The sequence below is a fragment of the Leptolyngbya cf. ectocarpi LEGE 11479 genome (assembly GCF_015207065.1).
In the GTDB taxonomy this organism is placed as follows: domain Bacteria; phylum Cyanobacteriota; class Cyanobacteriia; order Phormidesmidales; family Phormidesmidaceae; genus Leptothoe; species Leptothoe ectocarpi.
In genome coordinates, this window is sequence record NZ_JADEXP010000169.1 from 1 (window position 1) to 13,263 (window position 13,263).

General features: G+C 50.9%; 13 protein-coding genes. 6 read left to right on the top strand and 7 right to left on the bottom strand.

All coding sequences use genetic code 11. The annotated features are described in order from the left end of the window. Positions 1-37: 37 nt before the first annotated feature. A complete protein-coding gene (locus IQ260_RS17380) occupies positions 38-592 on the bottom strand; it encodes an REP-associated tyrosine transposase (RefSeq protein WP_193994377.1) in 555 nt (184 codons plus the stop codon). Positions 593-710: 118 nt separating this feature from the next. Between IQ260_RS17380 and IQ260_RS17385 the strand changes: the two genes are divergently transcribed. The 3 genes from IQ260_RS17385 to IQ260_RS17395 all read left to right on the top strand — a co-directional run bounded on the left by IQ260_RS17385 (position 711) and on the right by IQ260_RS17395 (position 6,905). Further along, a complete protein-coding gene (locus IQ260_RS17385) occupies positions 711-863 on the top strand; it encodes a hypothetical protein (RefSeq protein ID WP_193994378.1) in 153 nt (50 codons plus the stop codon). Positions 864-1,017: 154 nt separating this feature from the next. Next, positions 1,018-4,326, top strand: a complete 3,309-nt coding sequence (locus IQ260_RS17390; RefSeq protein WP_193994379.1) for a two-partner secretion domain-containing protein — start codon at positions 1,018-1,020, stop codon at positions 4,324-4,326. Next, positions 4,323-6,905 (top strand): CHAT domain-containing tetratricopeptide repeat protein, encoded by a 2,583-nt coding sequence (locus tag IQ260_RS17395; protein WP_193994380.1) that lies wholly within the window; start codon positions 4,323-4,325, stop codon positions 6,903-6,905. Before IQ260_RS17390 ends, IQ260_RS17395 begins: the two co-directional genes overlap by 4 nt. 1 nt (position 6,906) lies before the next feature. Here IQ260_RS17395 and IQ260_RS17400 read toward each other — a convergent pair whose 3' ends face one another. Then, positions 6,907-7,257: a hypothetical protein gene (locus tag IQ260_RS17400; RefSeq protein ID WP_193994381.1), complete on the bottom strand. Its 351-nt coding sequence runs from the start codon at positions 7,255-7,257 to the stop codon at positions 6,907-6,909. Between the two features lie 206 nt (positions 7,258-7,463). Between IQ260_RS17400 and IQ260_RS17405 the strand changes: the two genes are divergently transcribed. Together IQ260_RS17405 and IQ260_RS17410 are read left to right on the top strand one after the other, a co-directional pair. Further along, a complete protein-coding gene (locus tag IQ260_RS17405) occupies positions 7,464-7,754 on the top strand; it encodes an antibiotic biosynthesis monooxygenase (RefSeq protein ID WP_193994382.1) in 291 nt (96 codons plus the stop codon). Positions 7,755-7,773: 19 nt separating this feature from the next. Then, positions 7,774-8,955, top strand: a complete 1,182-nt coding sequence (locus tag IQ260_RS17410; RefSeq protein ID WP_228016205.1) for an iron-containing alcohol dehydrogenase — start codon at positions 7,774-7,776, stop codon at positions 8,953-8,955. Positions 8,956-8,971: 16 nt separating this feature from the next. On the opposite strand, the gene IQ260_RS17415 is transcribed toward IQ260_RS17410, so the two are convergent. The 5 genes from IQ260_RS17415 to IQ260_RS17430 all read right to left on the bottom strand — a co-directional run bounded on the left by IQ260_RS17415 (position 8,972) and on the right by IQ260_RS17430 (position 11,967). Then, positions 8,972-9,460: a PIN domain-containing protein gene (locus IQ260_RS17415; RefSeq protein WP_193994384.1), complete on the bottom strand. Its 489-nt coding sequence runs from the start codon at positions 9,458-9,460 to the stop codon at positions 8,972-8,974. After that, on the bottom strand, positions 9,457-10,533 hold the full coding sequence (locus IQ260_RS17420) for an XRE family transcriptional regulator (protein WP_193994385.1): 1,077 nt from the start codon (positions 10,531-10,533) through the stop codon (positions 9,457-9,459). Before IQ260_RS17420 ends, IQ260_RS17415 begins: the two co-directional genes overlap by 4 nt. A gap of 119 nt (positions 10,534-10,652) precedes the next feature. Next, complete coding sequence (locus IQ260_RS31500) at positions 10,653-10,784, bottom strand: hypothetical protein (protein ID WP_265579539.1); 132 nt, start codon at positions 10,782-10,784, stop codon at positions 10,653-10,655. A gap of 71 nt (positions 10,785-10,855) precedes the next feature. Continuing rightward, positions 10,856-11,308 carry a phosphate-starvation-inducible PsiE family protein gene (locus IQ260_RS17425; protein WP_193994386.1) on the bottom strand — a complete coding sequence of 151 codons (453 nt, stop codon included), beginning with the start codon at positions 11,306-11,308 and terminating at the stop codon, positions 10,856-10,858. Positions 11,309-11,454: 146 nt separating this feature from the next. After that, positions 11,455-11,967 (bottom strand): DUF937 domain-containing protein, encoded by a 513-nt coding sequence (locus IQ260_RS17430; RefSeq protein WP_193994387.1) that lies wholly within the window; start codon positions 11,965-11,967, stop codon positions 11,455-11,457. A 124-nt stretch (positions 11,968-12,091) separates the two neighbouring features. Here IQ260_RS17430 and IQ260_RS17435 point away from each other — a divergent pair. After that, positions 12,092-13,263: GTP-binding protein (locus IQ260_RS17435; protein ID WP_193994388.1), on the top strand; the 1,172-nt coding region annotated here is incomplete at its 3' end.

Consider the following 13,263-nt stretch of genomic DNA (forward strand, 5'->3'; position numbering starts at 1 on the left):
CTCTTTGATTGGTGCGTTACGCTTCGCTAACAGCACCCTACAGTTTATCCCAAACATCGTGAGGGATTTCGGGACTCTCCTCTGCACACCAATTAGGTGGGTAAATACCTTCTGCAACAAACCGATGCACGCTGGAATACTTCCAATCCTGTGGTTTCTCACATAATCCATGGCGTACCGGATTGTAATGAATATAATCACAATGGATCGAAAAGTCTTTTTCATTACGAATAAAATGCTCCCAATAACGACGCTGCCAGAGATTTCCTTCTCTTCGTTTCTGTCGTGATTGAGAAATTGTCCGTTGAATCTTTAATTCAGCCCCATACTGTTTAGTAACATAGGTTTTGATCAATCGGAGCCTGACCGAAAAATCCGCGTCATTTTCCGGCAACGTTAAGAGGCAATGAAAATGTTCAGGGAGTAATACAATCGCCTCGATTGAGAATGGATGATGTTCTTTAACGGTGATAAAGGCTTCTCGAAGGGCTTGGCGACCGATATCCCAACATAGCCATGGGACGCGTTGATAGGTTACTTGGGTAATAAAGTAGGTGCCCCCAGCAATGTAGGGACGTCGATAATTTGGCATCCTGAGAGCAGTGGTGATTATTCACGCTAGGGTGCCCAAGTGTAGAACGGCCTTCCCGAATGAAGTGAACCCCTAATTTTGGACAGTAAAATCAGATGATAACGAGTCTGGACGGCACATGCTGTTTGGTAGTTTGAACTTTGTTCAGACCAGCATCCACATTTTGCATACGCTCAACTATGCCGAGCCCAATGATTGGAGTCGTTCGCTACCTACCGGTCAGCCCAACGAGGTCATGGCGATTTTGCTCAAACGGGTGCGAGCTGATTAGAGTACTTATCAGAGTAGCTCTAGATTGATCAGGTCCCCAACCCGATTTCGGGGGCTTTAAATCTTTTCCCTAAGACAGTTAACCAATGTCAAAGTCCTGACCGTACAGTGTTTTCGCTGTTATAACTGGTGACATAACTTGAAAATCAAGCCCCATGGTTTTTGTTACTTCACCGTCTGTCCCACCTGCTCCGTCGGCCCTGATTGCTCCGTTGCCTTCGCCAGCAGCCATAAGTCCGACTTCGATATCTGCTAGAACAGCCTCGCCCCTATATCTGGCCCAGGCCGTCATTCCTGATGGCCCAACAAATGTAGATATCAACAATGACCAGATCACCATTGACGGAGGTGAACAAGCAGGGGCCAACCTGTTTTATGGGTTTGAGCGGTTTAATGTACCCACGGATGCGACGGCTGACTTTCAAGCAGATCCAACGGTGCAGAGGGTGGTTGGCCGCGTTACAGGGGGAGATAGCTCCAACGTTGACGGTCTGTTGACCGTAACTGGGGCACCCGCTGATCTGTTTTTGATTAATCCAGCTGGCATTGTATTTGGTCCTAATGCCCGTCTAGATTTGCCTGCTACGTTCACAGCGACAACGGCCCACGGGCTTAGTTTTGGTGAGTATTGGTTTAGGGCTACCGGGGAAAATTCAATCCAGGAACTGAGCGGAGTTCCCAGCGGACTGGCCTTTGCTGAGTCATCGGGGGCGATTGTAAACCTGGCCGATCTATCAGTGGATGGTGGTTTGATGTTAGCCGCAGGGACTGTGGTTGACTTAGGATCGCTGGCTTCAGAAAACGGTCCTGTCCAGGTTTTGAGCCCAGAATCGGGGACGTTTGCCCTCAGGAACGGTCTGCTACGGCTGGATTTGGCCCCAGCGGCGTTGCCTGCAGAGTTACTGGGAACACCGGTTCCCCTAGCGGCTTTATTAACTGGAGGAACCGCTGAACAAGCGGCTGCCATTACCGTTGATGCTCAAGGAAATGTGTCCCTGGCGGACCGGCCAGTTGCCGCTGGGGATAGTGTCATTAGTCAAATAACGGGGCAGTCAGCTCTGGTGGCGGCAGAAAATCATCTATACCTACCCAGCAGTGATATCAGTACGACCGAGTCGCTGACGCTGGTTGGCGAGCGGGTCTATGCCACTGATAGTGAGGCACAGCCTTTAGTCTTGAACGCTGGAGAAGGGCTGACTATCCAGGGACGTGAGGGGATTAATGTGCTGGCACTCTATAACGATCAAACGGCTATTGCTGGCGGTGCGATCGCGCTGGTTAGCAATCGCAACATTTCCCTAGATGCCCACATCAGCAGTCGTCAAGGCGACGTCAGCTTTACCACCTTCGACGGACAGTCTGCCGACTTTATTAGCCTCTACGACCCGATCATCAGCGCTAATGGTAATGTCTCCTTTGGCAGCTACGAAGGTCCGGCTCTCAAAGTTGAAGCAACCGGCAGTATCCTGGTGAATGGAGATATTACTATTACGGGGCCAGATACCACATTGTCTCAGTTGGTAAATTGGGAAAGTGTTGGTGATGTGCTGATCGAGACTTCGCAGTTTGGTGCTGGGCCTACCGCAGCCCCGTCTCAGGTAGTATTAGACTTAGAAAGTAATACCGTTAGTCGGGCTGAGTTAGAAACCTTTTTAGGGTTACCTGCCGGTAGCTTAAGCGGTCTAGGTAGTGGTACGGCTAATGAGGGTAGCGCGATCGCAACCACCTTTAGTGCTCAAACAGGCGATACAGTCAGCTTCGACTGGAATTTTGTTACAACTCTGATCGGTTTCTCGGCCAATGACGTTGCCTTTGTTTCGTTAACAGGTGTCCCCCCTAGTCAGCTAGCCGCCAGTGATTCTCCAAGTTTGACTCCAGGGGCTGATAATTTTTCGAATTTTCCAAGTCTCGGGTCTTTTTCACTCAGTGAGTCTTCCACAGGCCCCCAATCATTTTCTGTAAATATTCCTGCCAATGGCGACTATACATTAGGTATTGGCCTGATCAGTCAAAATTCGTCATCAGAAAATTCGTTGTTGTTAGTAGAGAATGTAACACCACAATCCCTCTTGATTTCCGATGAGTCCCTCTTAGCGACTAGTCGAGCACTGATTTTGCGGGCTGGAGAATCCGTGTTACAAAATCCTGCAAACATACCACAGTTAAATGTTCCTACCCTGAATACCGATTTTGTGAGCACTGGACTGGTCAGCGACCCGCCCGGTATTACAGTGAATGGCGACATTGATACTCAAGGTACTGGCTTCTCGGAGCCTGGTGGGCCAGTGATTTTGTCCGCGCCTGGAACTATTATCCTCAACGATGTGACCAGTGGAGCGATCGATATCGAAGGGGGCGATATTCATATTACTGGAGGAGATATCACGGCTGGACGAGTAAACTCGGGCGGAGGATTTTCTAATACGAGTGCAGTTACCCTCAATGCCACCACCGGCAACATTGTCGTTGAAACAATTTTTGCAGGCAGCGGTGGCGTTGATATTGAGGCAGCCGGTCTGTTTCAAGCAACCGGAACAGCTGAAAGAACAGCGAGAATCACCCTTGTTCCAGGGGTAGATGACGAACTAATTGAATTTTTACAGGCGGCCGACCCTGATGGTTTTAGTGAACTTGATCTTACCCAGCAAGTGCGGTTCATAATTCCCACTAGTATTGCCACTAGCCCTGAAGGAGGGCCTGGTCGTGTGCGAATACGTCATGGTGGTGCAGGTAACACAGTCAATAGTGCAGATTTCGAAATTCAAGGCACAGGCGCGGTAACAACAACACCGTTCTTTGTTGGTCCCAATCCTGATAATGTTACTATCACGGTTGATACCTTCGGTAATCAGCGGGTTGAAGGATTTGTCCCCTTGTTTGCACCAGGTGAGTTTCCCACAGACGCGAGTGGCACCAATGGAGCTATCTCCAAACTGACAGGAGATGGCAGCTTAGCAACGGCCTTTTTAGATGAACCGTTTTTACCGGAGCCGCCGGGACCTCAACCGCCCGGCCCCCAGCCACCAGGACCTCAGCCGCCGGGACCCCAGCCTCCCACCAATCCAGACTTCTCCACAGCTGATACGGATAATTTGGATGAGGAGACCGAAGAAGAAACGGTGGCAACCGATGGCAGTTCAGATAGCCTCCTGGCTCTGCGGGGAGATACTGAAGAGTGTGATGCGAATGAAATCACTCAAGAAGATGGTGTGACCAGACTGTCGGGCGATTGTTTGGAGGCTGATGAATCAACAGGGCAACAGAGCACAATACCTGATTTACCTCTGGAAGATTTTTCAAACGTTCTGCCAGAGGCAGATTTGAGCATGGATCAGCAAGGCGAGCTGTCAGGAGTCTTGTCAGAAGAGAATGTGCATTCTTCGGATCACGTTTTATCAGAAGGGAATATATATTCTTCGAGCGGTGAACCAGAGCTTGCATCTGTAGACAGTGGGGGCCTATGAACCGTGCAATAATAAGAGACTGGCGGCGGTGGTTAAAGCGATCGGTAAGCTTGTTTTTAGGGCTGTTGCTTGCCGTGTTGCTAAGCTTCCATGGTGGAACGAGCTGGGCACAAAGCCCGGCTGAACTATTTGCCCAGGGGCGACAGCAATATGATGAGCATAATTATGAAGCTGCGATCGCAACCTGGCAACAGACATTAGACCTCTACCATCGCCCCGAAGACCAAGCCGCCACCCTTAACGCTCTGGCCGCTGCCCACCTGGCTTTGGGCCAAAATCGCGCCGCTGTTGCCTGGACCAGCCGTGCTCTAGACACCGCCCAGCAAATCGATGAGCCCGCTCTGGCCGCTCGGCTTCAGGCTCAGGCTCTGGGAAACCAAGGCATTGCCCAGCGAGGGGTGGGGCAGTATTTAGATGCGATCGCAACCTACCAGCAGGCCCTCACCCTGATGCAGTCCCAGGACGACCAGCTGGGCGAGTCGCGGGTGTTGGGCCTGTTGGGTAACGCTTATGAATCTTTGGGGGATTTTGATCAGGCGGTTGAATTTCATCGGCGTAGTTTAGCGATCGCAAAATCTCTAAACAATCCCATGCAGGAGAGCGCTGCCCTTAACAATTTGGGAGCTACCCAGGCCACCGAAGGCAACTATGCAGATGCTATCGAGCTGTACCAACAAAGTTTAGCCATTGCCAAAACCCTCAATGACGACCTGCGCATCGGCTATGCCCTCAATAATTTAGGTACGGCCTACCATGCGCAGAAACAGCTGAATCAAGCCATTGAGCACTACAACCAAAGCCTCACCCTGGCTGAAACCGTTGGTAACACTGGGCTAGAAATCGATGCCCTCAGCGGTTTGGGACTAGCCTATGAAGATCGCGATGACTATGAGCGGGCCATTGCCCTACATGCTCGCAGCGTCGAACTCTCTACCAAGATTGACGATCCTCGTCGTCAGGGACGCGCCCTCAATAACTTGGGTCACGCCCGTTTTGGTACAGGCCAGTTAGACCAGGCCGAAGCCGTTCTACGTGACGCTATTGATACCTTAGAACAGCTACGTCCTACCCAGGACCAGTACAATATCTCGCTGTTCGACACCCATGTGCTCACCTATAATCTGCTGCAACAGATTTTAGTCGCTCAGGACAACCCCGAAGCCGCCCTAGAAATTGCAGAACGGGGCCGTGCCCAGGCCTTTGTTGAACTCCTGGCCCAGCGCTCAACCAAAATTCCTAATACCAAGATTTCCTTTGCAGATATTCAAGCCATTGCTCGAGACCAGCAGGCCACATTGGTGGAATATACCCTGGTACCCGATGCCAGTTTTAAGGTGCAGGGCAAACAGCGGGGTACGGCGGAAAGTCTATATATTTGGGTGGTGCAGCCTAGTGGAGAGGTCACATTCCGGCAGGTTGACCTCAAAGAGAATAATGTTTCGATTGCAGAGCTGGTAAAGACGAGTCGCGAACTGACAAGTCAGCGCTGGCGCTATCGCAGCGGTATACGCGGTAGCAGCCAACAGAATACTCGTCTGCGCTCCGCTATTCGTCCCGGCGATCGGGTTCGACGGGAAGGCGAACCGCTGGACTGGGCTCCCTATGAGGTCACCGCCATCGATCCAAGGGCTGGTACCGTCACCCTCAGCCACCCCGACTTTGTCTTACCCAACCCAGTTGTACCTCTCAGCGATGTCTACAAAATCACCCCGTCAGCCTTTGCCCCTGTACTACAAAAGCGTCAGCACTGGCGAGAGTTACACCAACTTCTCATCGCCCCTATCGCTGACCTACTCCCCAGCGATGCCAGTACCCGTATCGTTTTCATCCCTCAAGAACAACTTTTTCTAGTACCGTTTCCCGCCCTGCAGGCCGAAGATGACAGCTACCTAATTGAGCACCATACCATTGTGACAGCTCCGGCCATTCAGGTATTACAGCAGACTCACCAGCCAGCAGCCACACCATTCTCTCAGACCGATGCCATGCTAATTGTGGGCGATCCATCCCCCATGCCTGACAACTTGCAGCCGTTACCCCATGCCCGCACTGAGGCCAAAAGCATTGCCGAGCTGTTGAATACCAAAGCTCTCATCGGCCATCAGGCCACTGAGCCAGACATTAAGCAAGCCCTATCCTCCGCGCGACTGATTCACCTAGCCACCCATGGATTTTTTAACGAAACCAATCCGTTAGAAGGCTCCCTAGCCCTGGCCCCAGCGGCTGGTGATATCCCTGGTACGGTCGGCGATGGGTTTCTAACCGCCGCAGAGATTTTAGAGAGTCAGCTCAATGCAGATCTGGTAGTGCTAAGCGCCTGCGATACCGGTCGCGGTCGCATTACTGGAGACGGTGTGGTGGGCCTATCGCGGTCATTTTTAGCCGCAGGAGCCCCCAGTGTCATGGTGTCCTTGTGGCAGGTGCCCGATGAAGCTACCTCGGCCCTGATGTTGAGTTTCTACCAGCAGCTTTTAGCGGGAAAAGACAAGGCCCAGGCACTGCGACAGGCGATGCTATCGATGCTGGATGCCTATCCCGCTCCGCTTAACTGGGCCGCGTTTACTTTGGTAGGTGGTTAGGCTACCCGTCATTTTCTTCCAAATAAAGACTCACATCCTCAAGAATGCGGGTTAGCTCCGCCTCAGTGGTTAGCCGTATGCGCTCGTCCCGTACCGTAACCAGCAGCTTGGCGGCAAATGGACTGGGCCAGATATTAGGGTTACAGAAAATTTCCAAAAATACATCCCCCGTGTGACGATACTCCGTTGGCTTCACCGGCTGGGGTCTACCGGCACCGACTGGGGCCGCAGACTTAGCTTTAAGCGTTTGGATCAGGTTTGCTAAAGAGTCCTTTAGCTCCTGGGCCGCTGCGACGGAAAAACTAAACTGTACCGAACCTTGAACCAGATTGAGGGTAAGGGGGGAAGCCATAGAAACCATGGATGGGAGTGCTTGCCGATCCTACCGCTGCACCTTGGCCAGAAACGTCACCGTTATAAAGTTTTAGGGTCTACACTGCCGTCAGGTAAGTTTTTGCAACTTTTGTTGCACCTGGTTACTGCTAGCTCACCCTGCTCGATACGCTGGTGGGGTTATTGATCGAGCTGTTGCCCCTTTTGTATCTAGAGGAGATATCAATGGTTGTAACCTGTGTCCATATATTTGTAAAGCCAGAACATGTGGATGACTTTATTGCAGCCACCAAGGCAAACCACACCGGTTCTGTCCAAGAACCGGCTAATATCCGATTTGATTTTTTACAGGATCCGGACGATGCCACTCAGTTTATGCTCTACGAAGCCTACGAAACGGCAGAGGGCGCCGCTGCCCACAAACAAACTGCCCACTACCTGACCTGGCGTGAAGCCGTTGCCCCCTGGATGGCCCAGGCTCGCCAGGGTAAGCCCTACACCGTTCTTGCACCCTAGACCACAACGGATACCCGTGATGTTTGCAGACTTTAGCTTTGCCAAAGTACCCCCGATTTACTTTGGAGCCGGAAAACGGCAGCTGATACCCTCCTGGCTGCAGGAAAGAGGATTATCACGGCTGCTCCTGGTGATAGGTGGGCAATCGCTAAAAAAGACTGGCATGCTGGCTCAAATCGAAGCGAGCCTGCAACAGGTTGGGCTGACCTATGAAATTATCAGCTGCACTGGAGAGCCCACGGTTACTTTTATTGACTATACGTGCAATACCTATCGAGATTCAGGCATTCAGGCTGTAGTCGGTATTGGTGGCGGCAGTGTGGTCGATGCGGGCAAAGCGATTTCCGCCATGTTGCCTCACCGTAATTCCATCGTCGATCATTTAGAAGGGATAGGCAAAGGTATTCCCCACAGTGGCAAAAAAGTCCCCTACCTAGCAGTTCCTACCACCTCTGGCACCGGTAGTGAAGTCACTAAAAATGCCGTCATCAGCGAGGTCGGTCCCCAGGGGTTCAAAAAATCTATCCGCCATGAAAATCTTATTCCTGACGGCGTGATTGTCGATAGCGAGCTACTGGTTGCATGCCCTGCCCACATAACCGCCGCCTGTGGTTTAGATGCCTTTACTCAGCTGCTAGAACCCTATTTGTCGCCTACAGCCAGTCCCATTACAGATGCTCTGGCCTGGAGTGGGTTGACGGCCATGGGACCAAACTTGTTGGCGGCCTGCGGTGAAGGGGCCGACGATCTAGCAGTGCGTGAGTCCATGGCCTACGGTTCGCTGCTCTCGGGCATTTGTTTAGCCAACGCCGGTCTGGGAATTGTCCATGGCTTAGCCTCGCCGCTGGGGGGATTTTTCCCCATTCCCCACGGTGTTGTTTGTGGTACACTGCTCGCCACTGCGACAGAAACGAACTGGAAAGCACTTCTAGACAGAGAGCCCTACAGTCCAGCAGTGACCAAAATGGTAAAGTTGGGTGCATTTCTAGCAGATGAATCAGGCAAAGTCCCCACATATTATGGTGAAGCGCTCTGCCAAATTTTACGAGATTGGACCCAGTTCCTGCAGTTACCCAGGCTAGGAGACTACGGCGTCAAGGCGTCAGATTTGGAGCGGATAGTTGCTAAGACTCGTAATCGTAATAATCCAATTCAGCTGACCCAAGCTGAGATTCAAAACCTAGTTCTAGAACGACTATAGATTTTGCATTCTGTTTTTAGCTACAACCCAAAGTATCTTTTAGCTGGTTAATAACTTGTTTTGGTAAGCGTCGGTCTAGGTTACTGAGGGTTTCCAGCCATTGACAGAGTGTTGCTGGTGTTGAGAGCTTGCGCTGATAGGCTTCTTGAATAATCCATAGGGTGCCATGGACTGTTACAGTTTGCTGCTGGCAAAGAGTTCGAAGTGGCTTCTCATTCGTCAGGAGTAGACGTCTATGAGCTTTGGCATAGTAAAAGTTCAGTAGATCGGGGTTGCTTAAGTTACCCTGACGATAGACTTGTGCTTCCTGAAACCATTCAGTTTTGGTCTCAATGGGTTGAACCCCTGCTTCTAGAATGTCGGCAACTAAATTAGGCTGTGAGACGTGATCACACTCTTCTAAAACAACATCAAGCACTTCTATGGTCTCTAACTGACACAGAATGTCTAATCCTTGCACATACCCGAGGTCGATTAAGACATTGGCATCTGATAGTAAAATCAATCGCCGTCTTCCTCCATCCAGTTTGCTAACTGTTGGCGAATGTCTATCAAATGCTTATCCAGAACTTCGGCAGCTCTTGATACTGTGAGTTCTTCTCTCAGTAGGGCTAGAAATACCAGCCTCTCTAACCGTGTCAGGTGCTGAGGGGTTGGCAGTTGAGGTTCTTCGTTGACACCGTACTTTTTCTTGAGGACGCCGATTTGTTGCCCCTGTTGCTTTTTGGTGATGAGACCCAGTTGACCAGCTCGATATAAAATGGTCATTAGGCTAACACCGTATCGGCGCTTGATATCTGCTAGAAGCGGTTCAGGTATCCAGCGGTTTCGATAGGCTCTTAGTTCTCGATAAATAATGTCACGGGAAAGTAGAACAGCTCCGGCTAAGTGGTTAGCTGCTTTTTCTCGTGGATCGTTTTTGCGAGTTTGGTTATGTGGGTGATTGTATTCCTGACGATGGAAAATGAGGTGACCGAGTTCATGCAGTGCGGTGAAGAACTGACGTTCAGTGGGGTGATTAGCATTAACAAAAATGACGGTTCCAGTGGTATCAGTGTAAGCAGAGAATCCCGAGATGGTTTCTGGTAGAGGATGCAGAATAATTTTTAGGCCTTTAGCTTCTAACAAAGCTAGGACATCTCCTAGGGGATAGGTTTCACCCACACCTAACCAATCACGGATTTCTTTAGCGACTTCTTCAACGACATCTTCGTTGTAGCCAGTCAGTGGACGCATTTCTGGCAGCGTTGGTATTTCGCCTACAATCTGCTCAACTGCGGCATAGTCTACGGACTTTTGAGTTAAGTGGGCTCTTAGGGTAGGCGTCAGCATAGAGGGCTGATCGGCACGAAACATGAGTCCAGCCGGTGCAGAGAGTGCAGCCGCAGGGCCAATCAGTAGCTCTAAGGCAATGCCCAAAGTTTTAGCAATTTTAGAGAGCTGAACTAGAGATACTGTGCGTTCTCCCTTTTCCCAAGCTGCAATAGTTTGACGCGTTACACGCAGGGACTCACCCAACTGATCTTGGGAAAGCCCCATTTGCTCCCGATAGGTTTTTATAGAGTTAACATTTGACATTTAATATTATTAGCTAAAATTGATCACATGTTAAATAAATATAACACTGAGAATATTTTCTGGCGGAGGGTAAAAACCAGCATATCGCCGCTCATGCTGGAGGATAGGATGTCCAGGCGTTAGCCAAGCAAAAGGCATACACGGGCATCCCAAAGAAATTGCTGTTTGACAGAATAAACAATCCCAAAATGCATTGCATCTGCAAATAGGCCAAGGGCCAAGGTCCCAACACCTATTTTTCCAGAGGCCATGGTGTTATTAAATTGGTGATTACTCTCTTATCAAGGTAATCAGTTCCACATTTACTTAGCGTCTGAGACTCTTAGTTATGGATATTGCGTACGATCCAGTAGCTGAGGGAAAGAGACAAGATGGCAACGGCTAATCCGATCAGGCTGACGCCGGTTACCTTTTCTAGATCCAGAATAATAATCTTACGGGCCACCGCCGTCAGGGAGGTGACAATCACCAGCTCCACCTGCACCACATGCTTTTTTAGGTAGGCCGTGATATTTTCCAAGATTTCTAAGGCGATCAGTACGCTTAGAAATAAGCCAAAAATCTCGCTGAGGGTACTTTTAAAGAAGCCAGCAGGGCTCGGTTCTAATAGGGCTACGGCTAAAAATCTCGCTAGGTCGATCATGATCACAAAGATCACAACTAGCATGGCAACGGACAGGAGCTTTGAGACGATGGTTTCAATGTGATCGATGCCGTGCAGAAAGCCTTCAGCACTCAGCCAGTGCCACCGCTTGCCATCTTTATTACGCCCCATAGTTATGCCCCATAGCTATGCCCACAGTAGTGCTCCAGAAAACGGATTCCCTAGGAAAACTATACAGGTAGCCAGGTAAAGGCAGCAGTACCGCTAACGAGATTCACGATACTGCTGCTTACTACCCACCCTGGGGTTGGACCAATTTACATAAACCGTCCGGCCATCTTTAACACATCGCCCATGTCCACATCGCCATCACCATCACCATCTAAAAAGGCAGTGACCAGGGGATTACCCTCAGCCGCTTTGCCTGTTTTGGCAGAACCCTGGTTGAGAAACTTCATCACAATGGGAATGACCATGGGTAGCATAGCCATTACCTGAGTAGAGTCTAAGCCGGTCTTTTGCTCAACTACTGATGCAATTTGAGTCTGCTGCTCAGGGCTAAATAGTTTAGGTAGTACACCAGTACCATCGGTCGTGCCCTGCTTGACCAGGTCAAGCACAGCATCCATCCCCTGGTTCTGTTGTTTTTCCTTTAGGGCCGATTGGACAAAACCACCGACTACAGAGGCCGCTTGCTGAGTGGCGGAGCTGTTAGCATTGTTTGCCTGGGCAACCTGCTGCGCCATCGATACAATTTGGCCAAGCTGACCGATGCTGGCTTCACGATTGGGGTCCTGGATGGCTCCCATTACTTGATCAAATATTCCCATGGGAATTTAAGGTGTCCTTGGTTAGCAACAATTAGGTGGCACGTATCCACCTTGTGTGTATGGTAAGACGCTAGGCTAGCTCCAAGGCAAAATTGGCAGCTTCATTTTAGGAAGGCGATCGCATATGAGGCGACCTTTAATCATCGCGATTGTGGTTTTGGTTTTTCTGGGTGTGATGCTGTGGCTGATCAGCACCCTGGGGACGCTATATGCAGGTTTGTCGAATCTCAATCCGTGGGTTGCTCAGGCCATTACCACACTGGTTTTGCTGCTATTGCTGGCAGCGCTGGGGGTGATTGGTTACTATGGCTGGCTATTTCTACGTCCGCGCGTACAGCCGCCACCGGTTCCCAAAACCACCGACGAAGCGGCGGTGGCCCATCTGCAAAGCCTTGATCAGCAGCTGAGCCAAATTGAGGATGAGGTAGCTCGACAAGCTTTGGTTGAACGGGCCAAAACGGTGACCCATGCCTTTGAACAACAGCGGCTGCAGCTGGTGATTGTGGGCAGCGGCTCGATGGGAAAGACGTCGTTGGCCAATGCGCTGATGGGGGAAATGGCGGGGAAAACGGCGGTGACTAAAGGAACAACCACCCAGCAGCAGGATTACCGAGTGGCGATTCCGGCTATTGATGGGGAAATCATTCTCAGTGATAGCCCAGGTTTACTAGATGCGGGGGGGATGGACCAGGCGAGTCGAGAGCTGGCCGCCCAGGCGGATCTGCTGCTGTATGTGGTGGATAACGATCTGCATCGAGCCCAGTATGAGATTTTGATGCAGCTGTTGGCGGTGGGTAAACGCACCCTGGTGGTGCTTAATAAAATAGACCTGTACGCCGATGATGAGGTGGAGCTGTTGCTGACAAAACTGCGGCAGCGGTTGGGACAGCAGCTGGAGGCTCAAGATGTGGTTGCGATCGCAGCCCACCCCAGCGACCATCCCCCATTTATCCAACCCCTGATCGACCGCATCATCACCATCCTGCGCGCCGAAGGTCGTGACCTGATTGCCAACAATATTTTGTTACAGTCCCAGCGTCTGAGTCTCGAAGCCCGGCAGCTGCTCAGCCAGCAGCGGCAGCAGCAGGCCGATGTGATTATCGACCGCTATCAGTGGATTGGGGCCGGTGTCCTGGCCGCCACGCCCTTACCCGTTATCGATATGCTGGCCACCGCCGCCGTTAACACCCAAATGGTGGTGGAATTAGGGCAAGTTTACGGCATCGCCGTCAGTATTGAAGATGCCCGCACCCTAGCCATTTCCCTAGCCAAAACCAGGGGTAGCCTGCGGCTGGC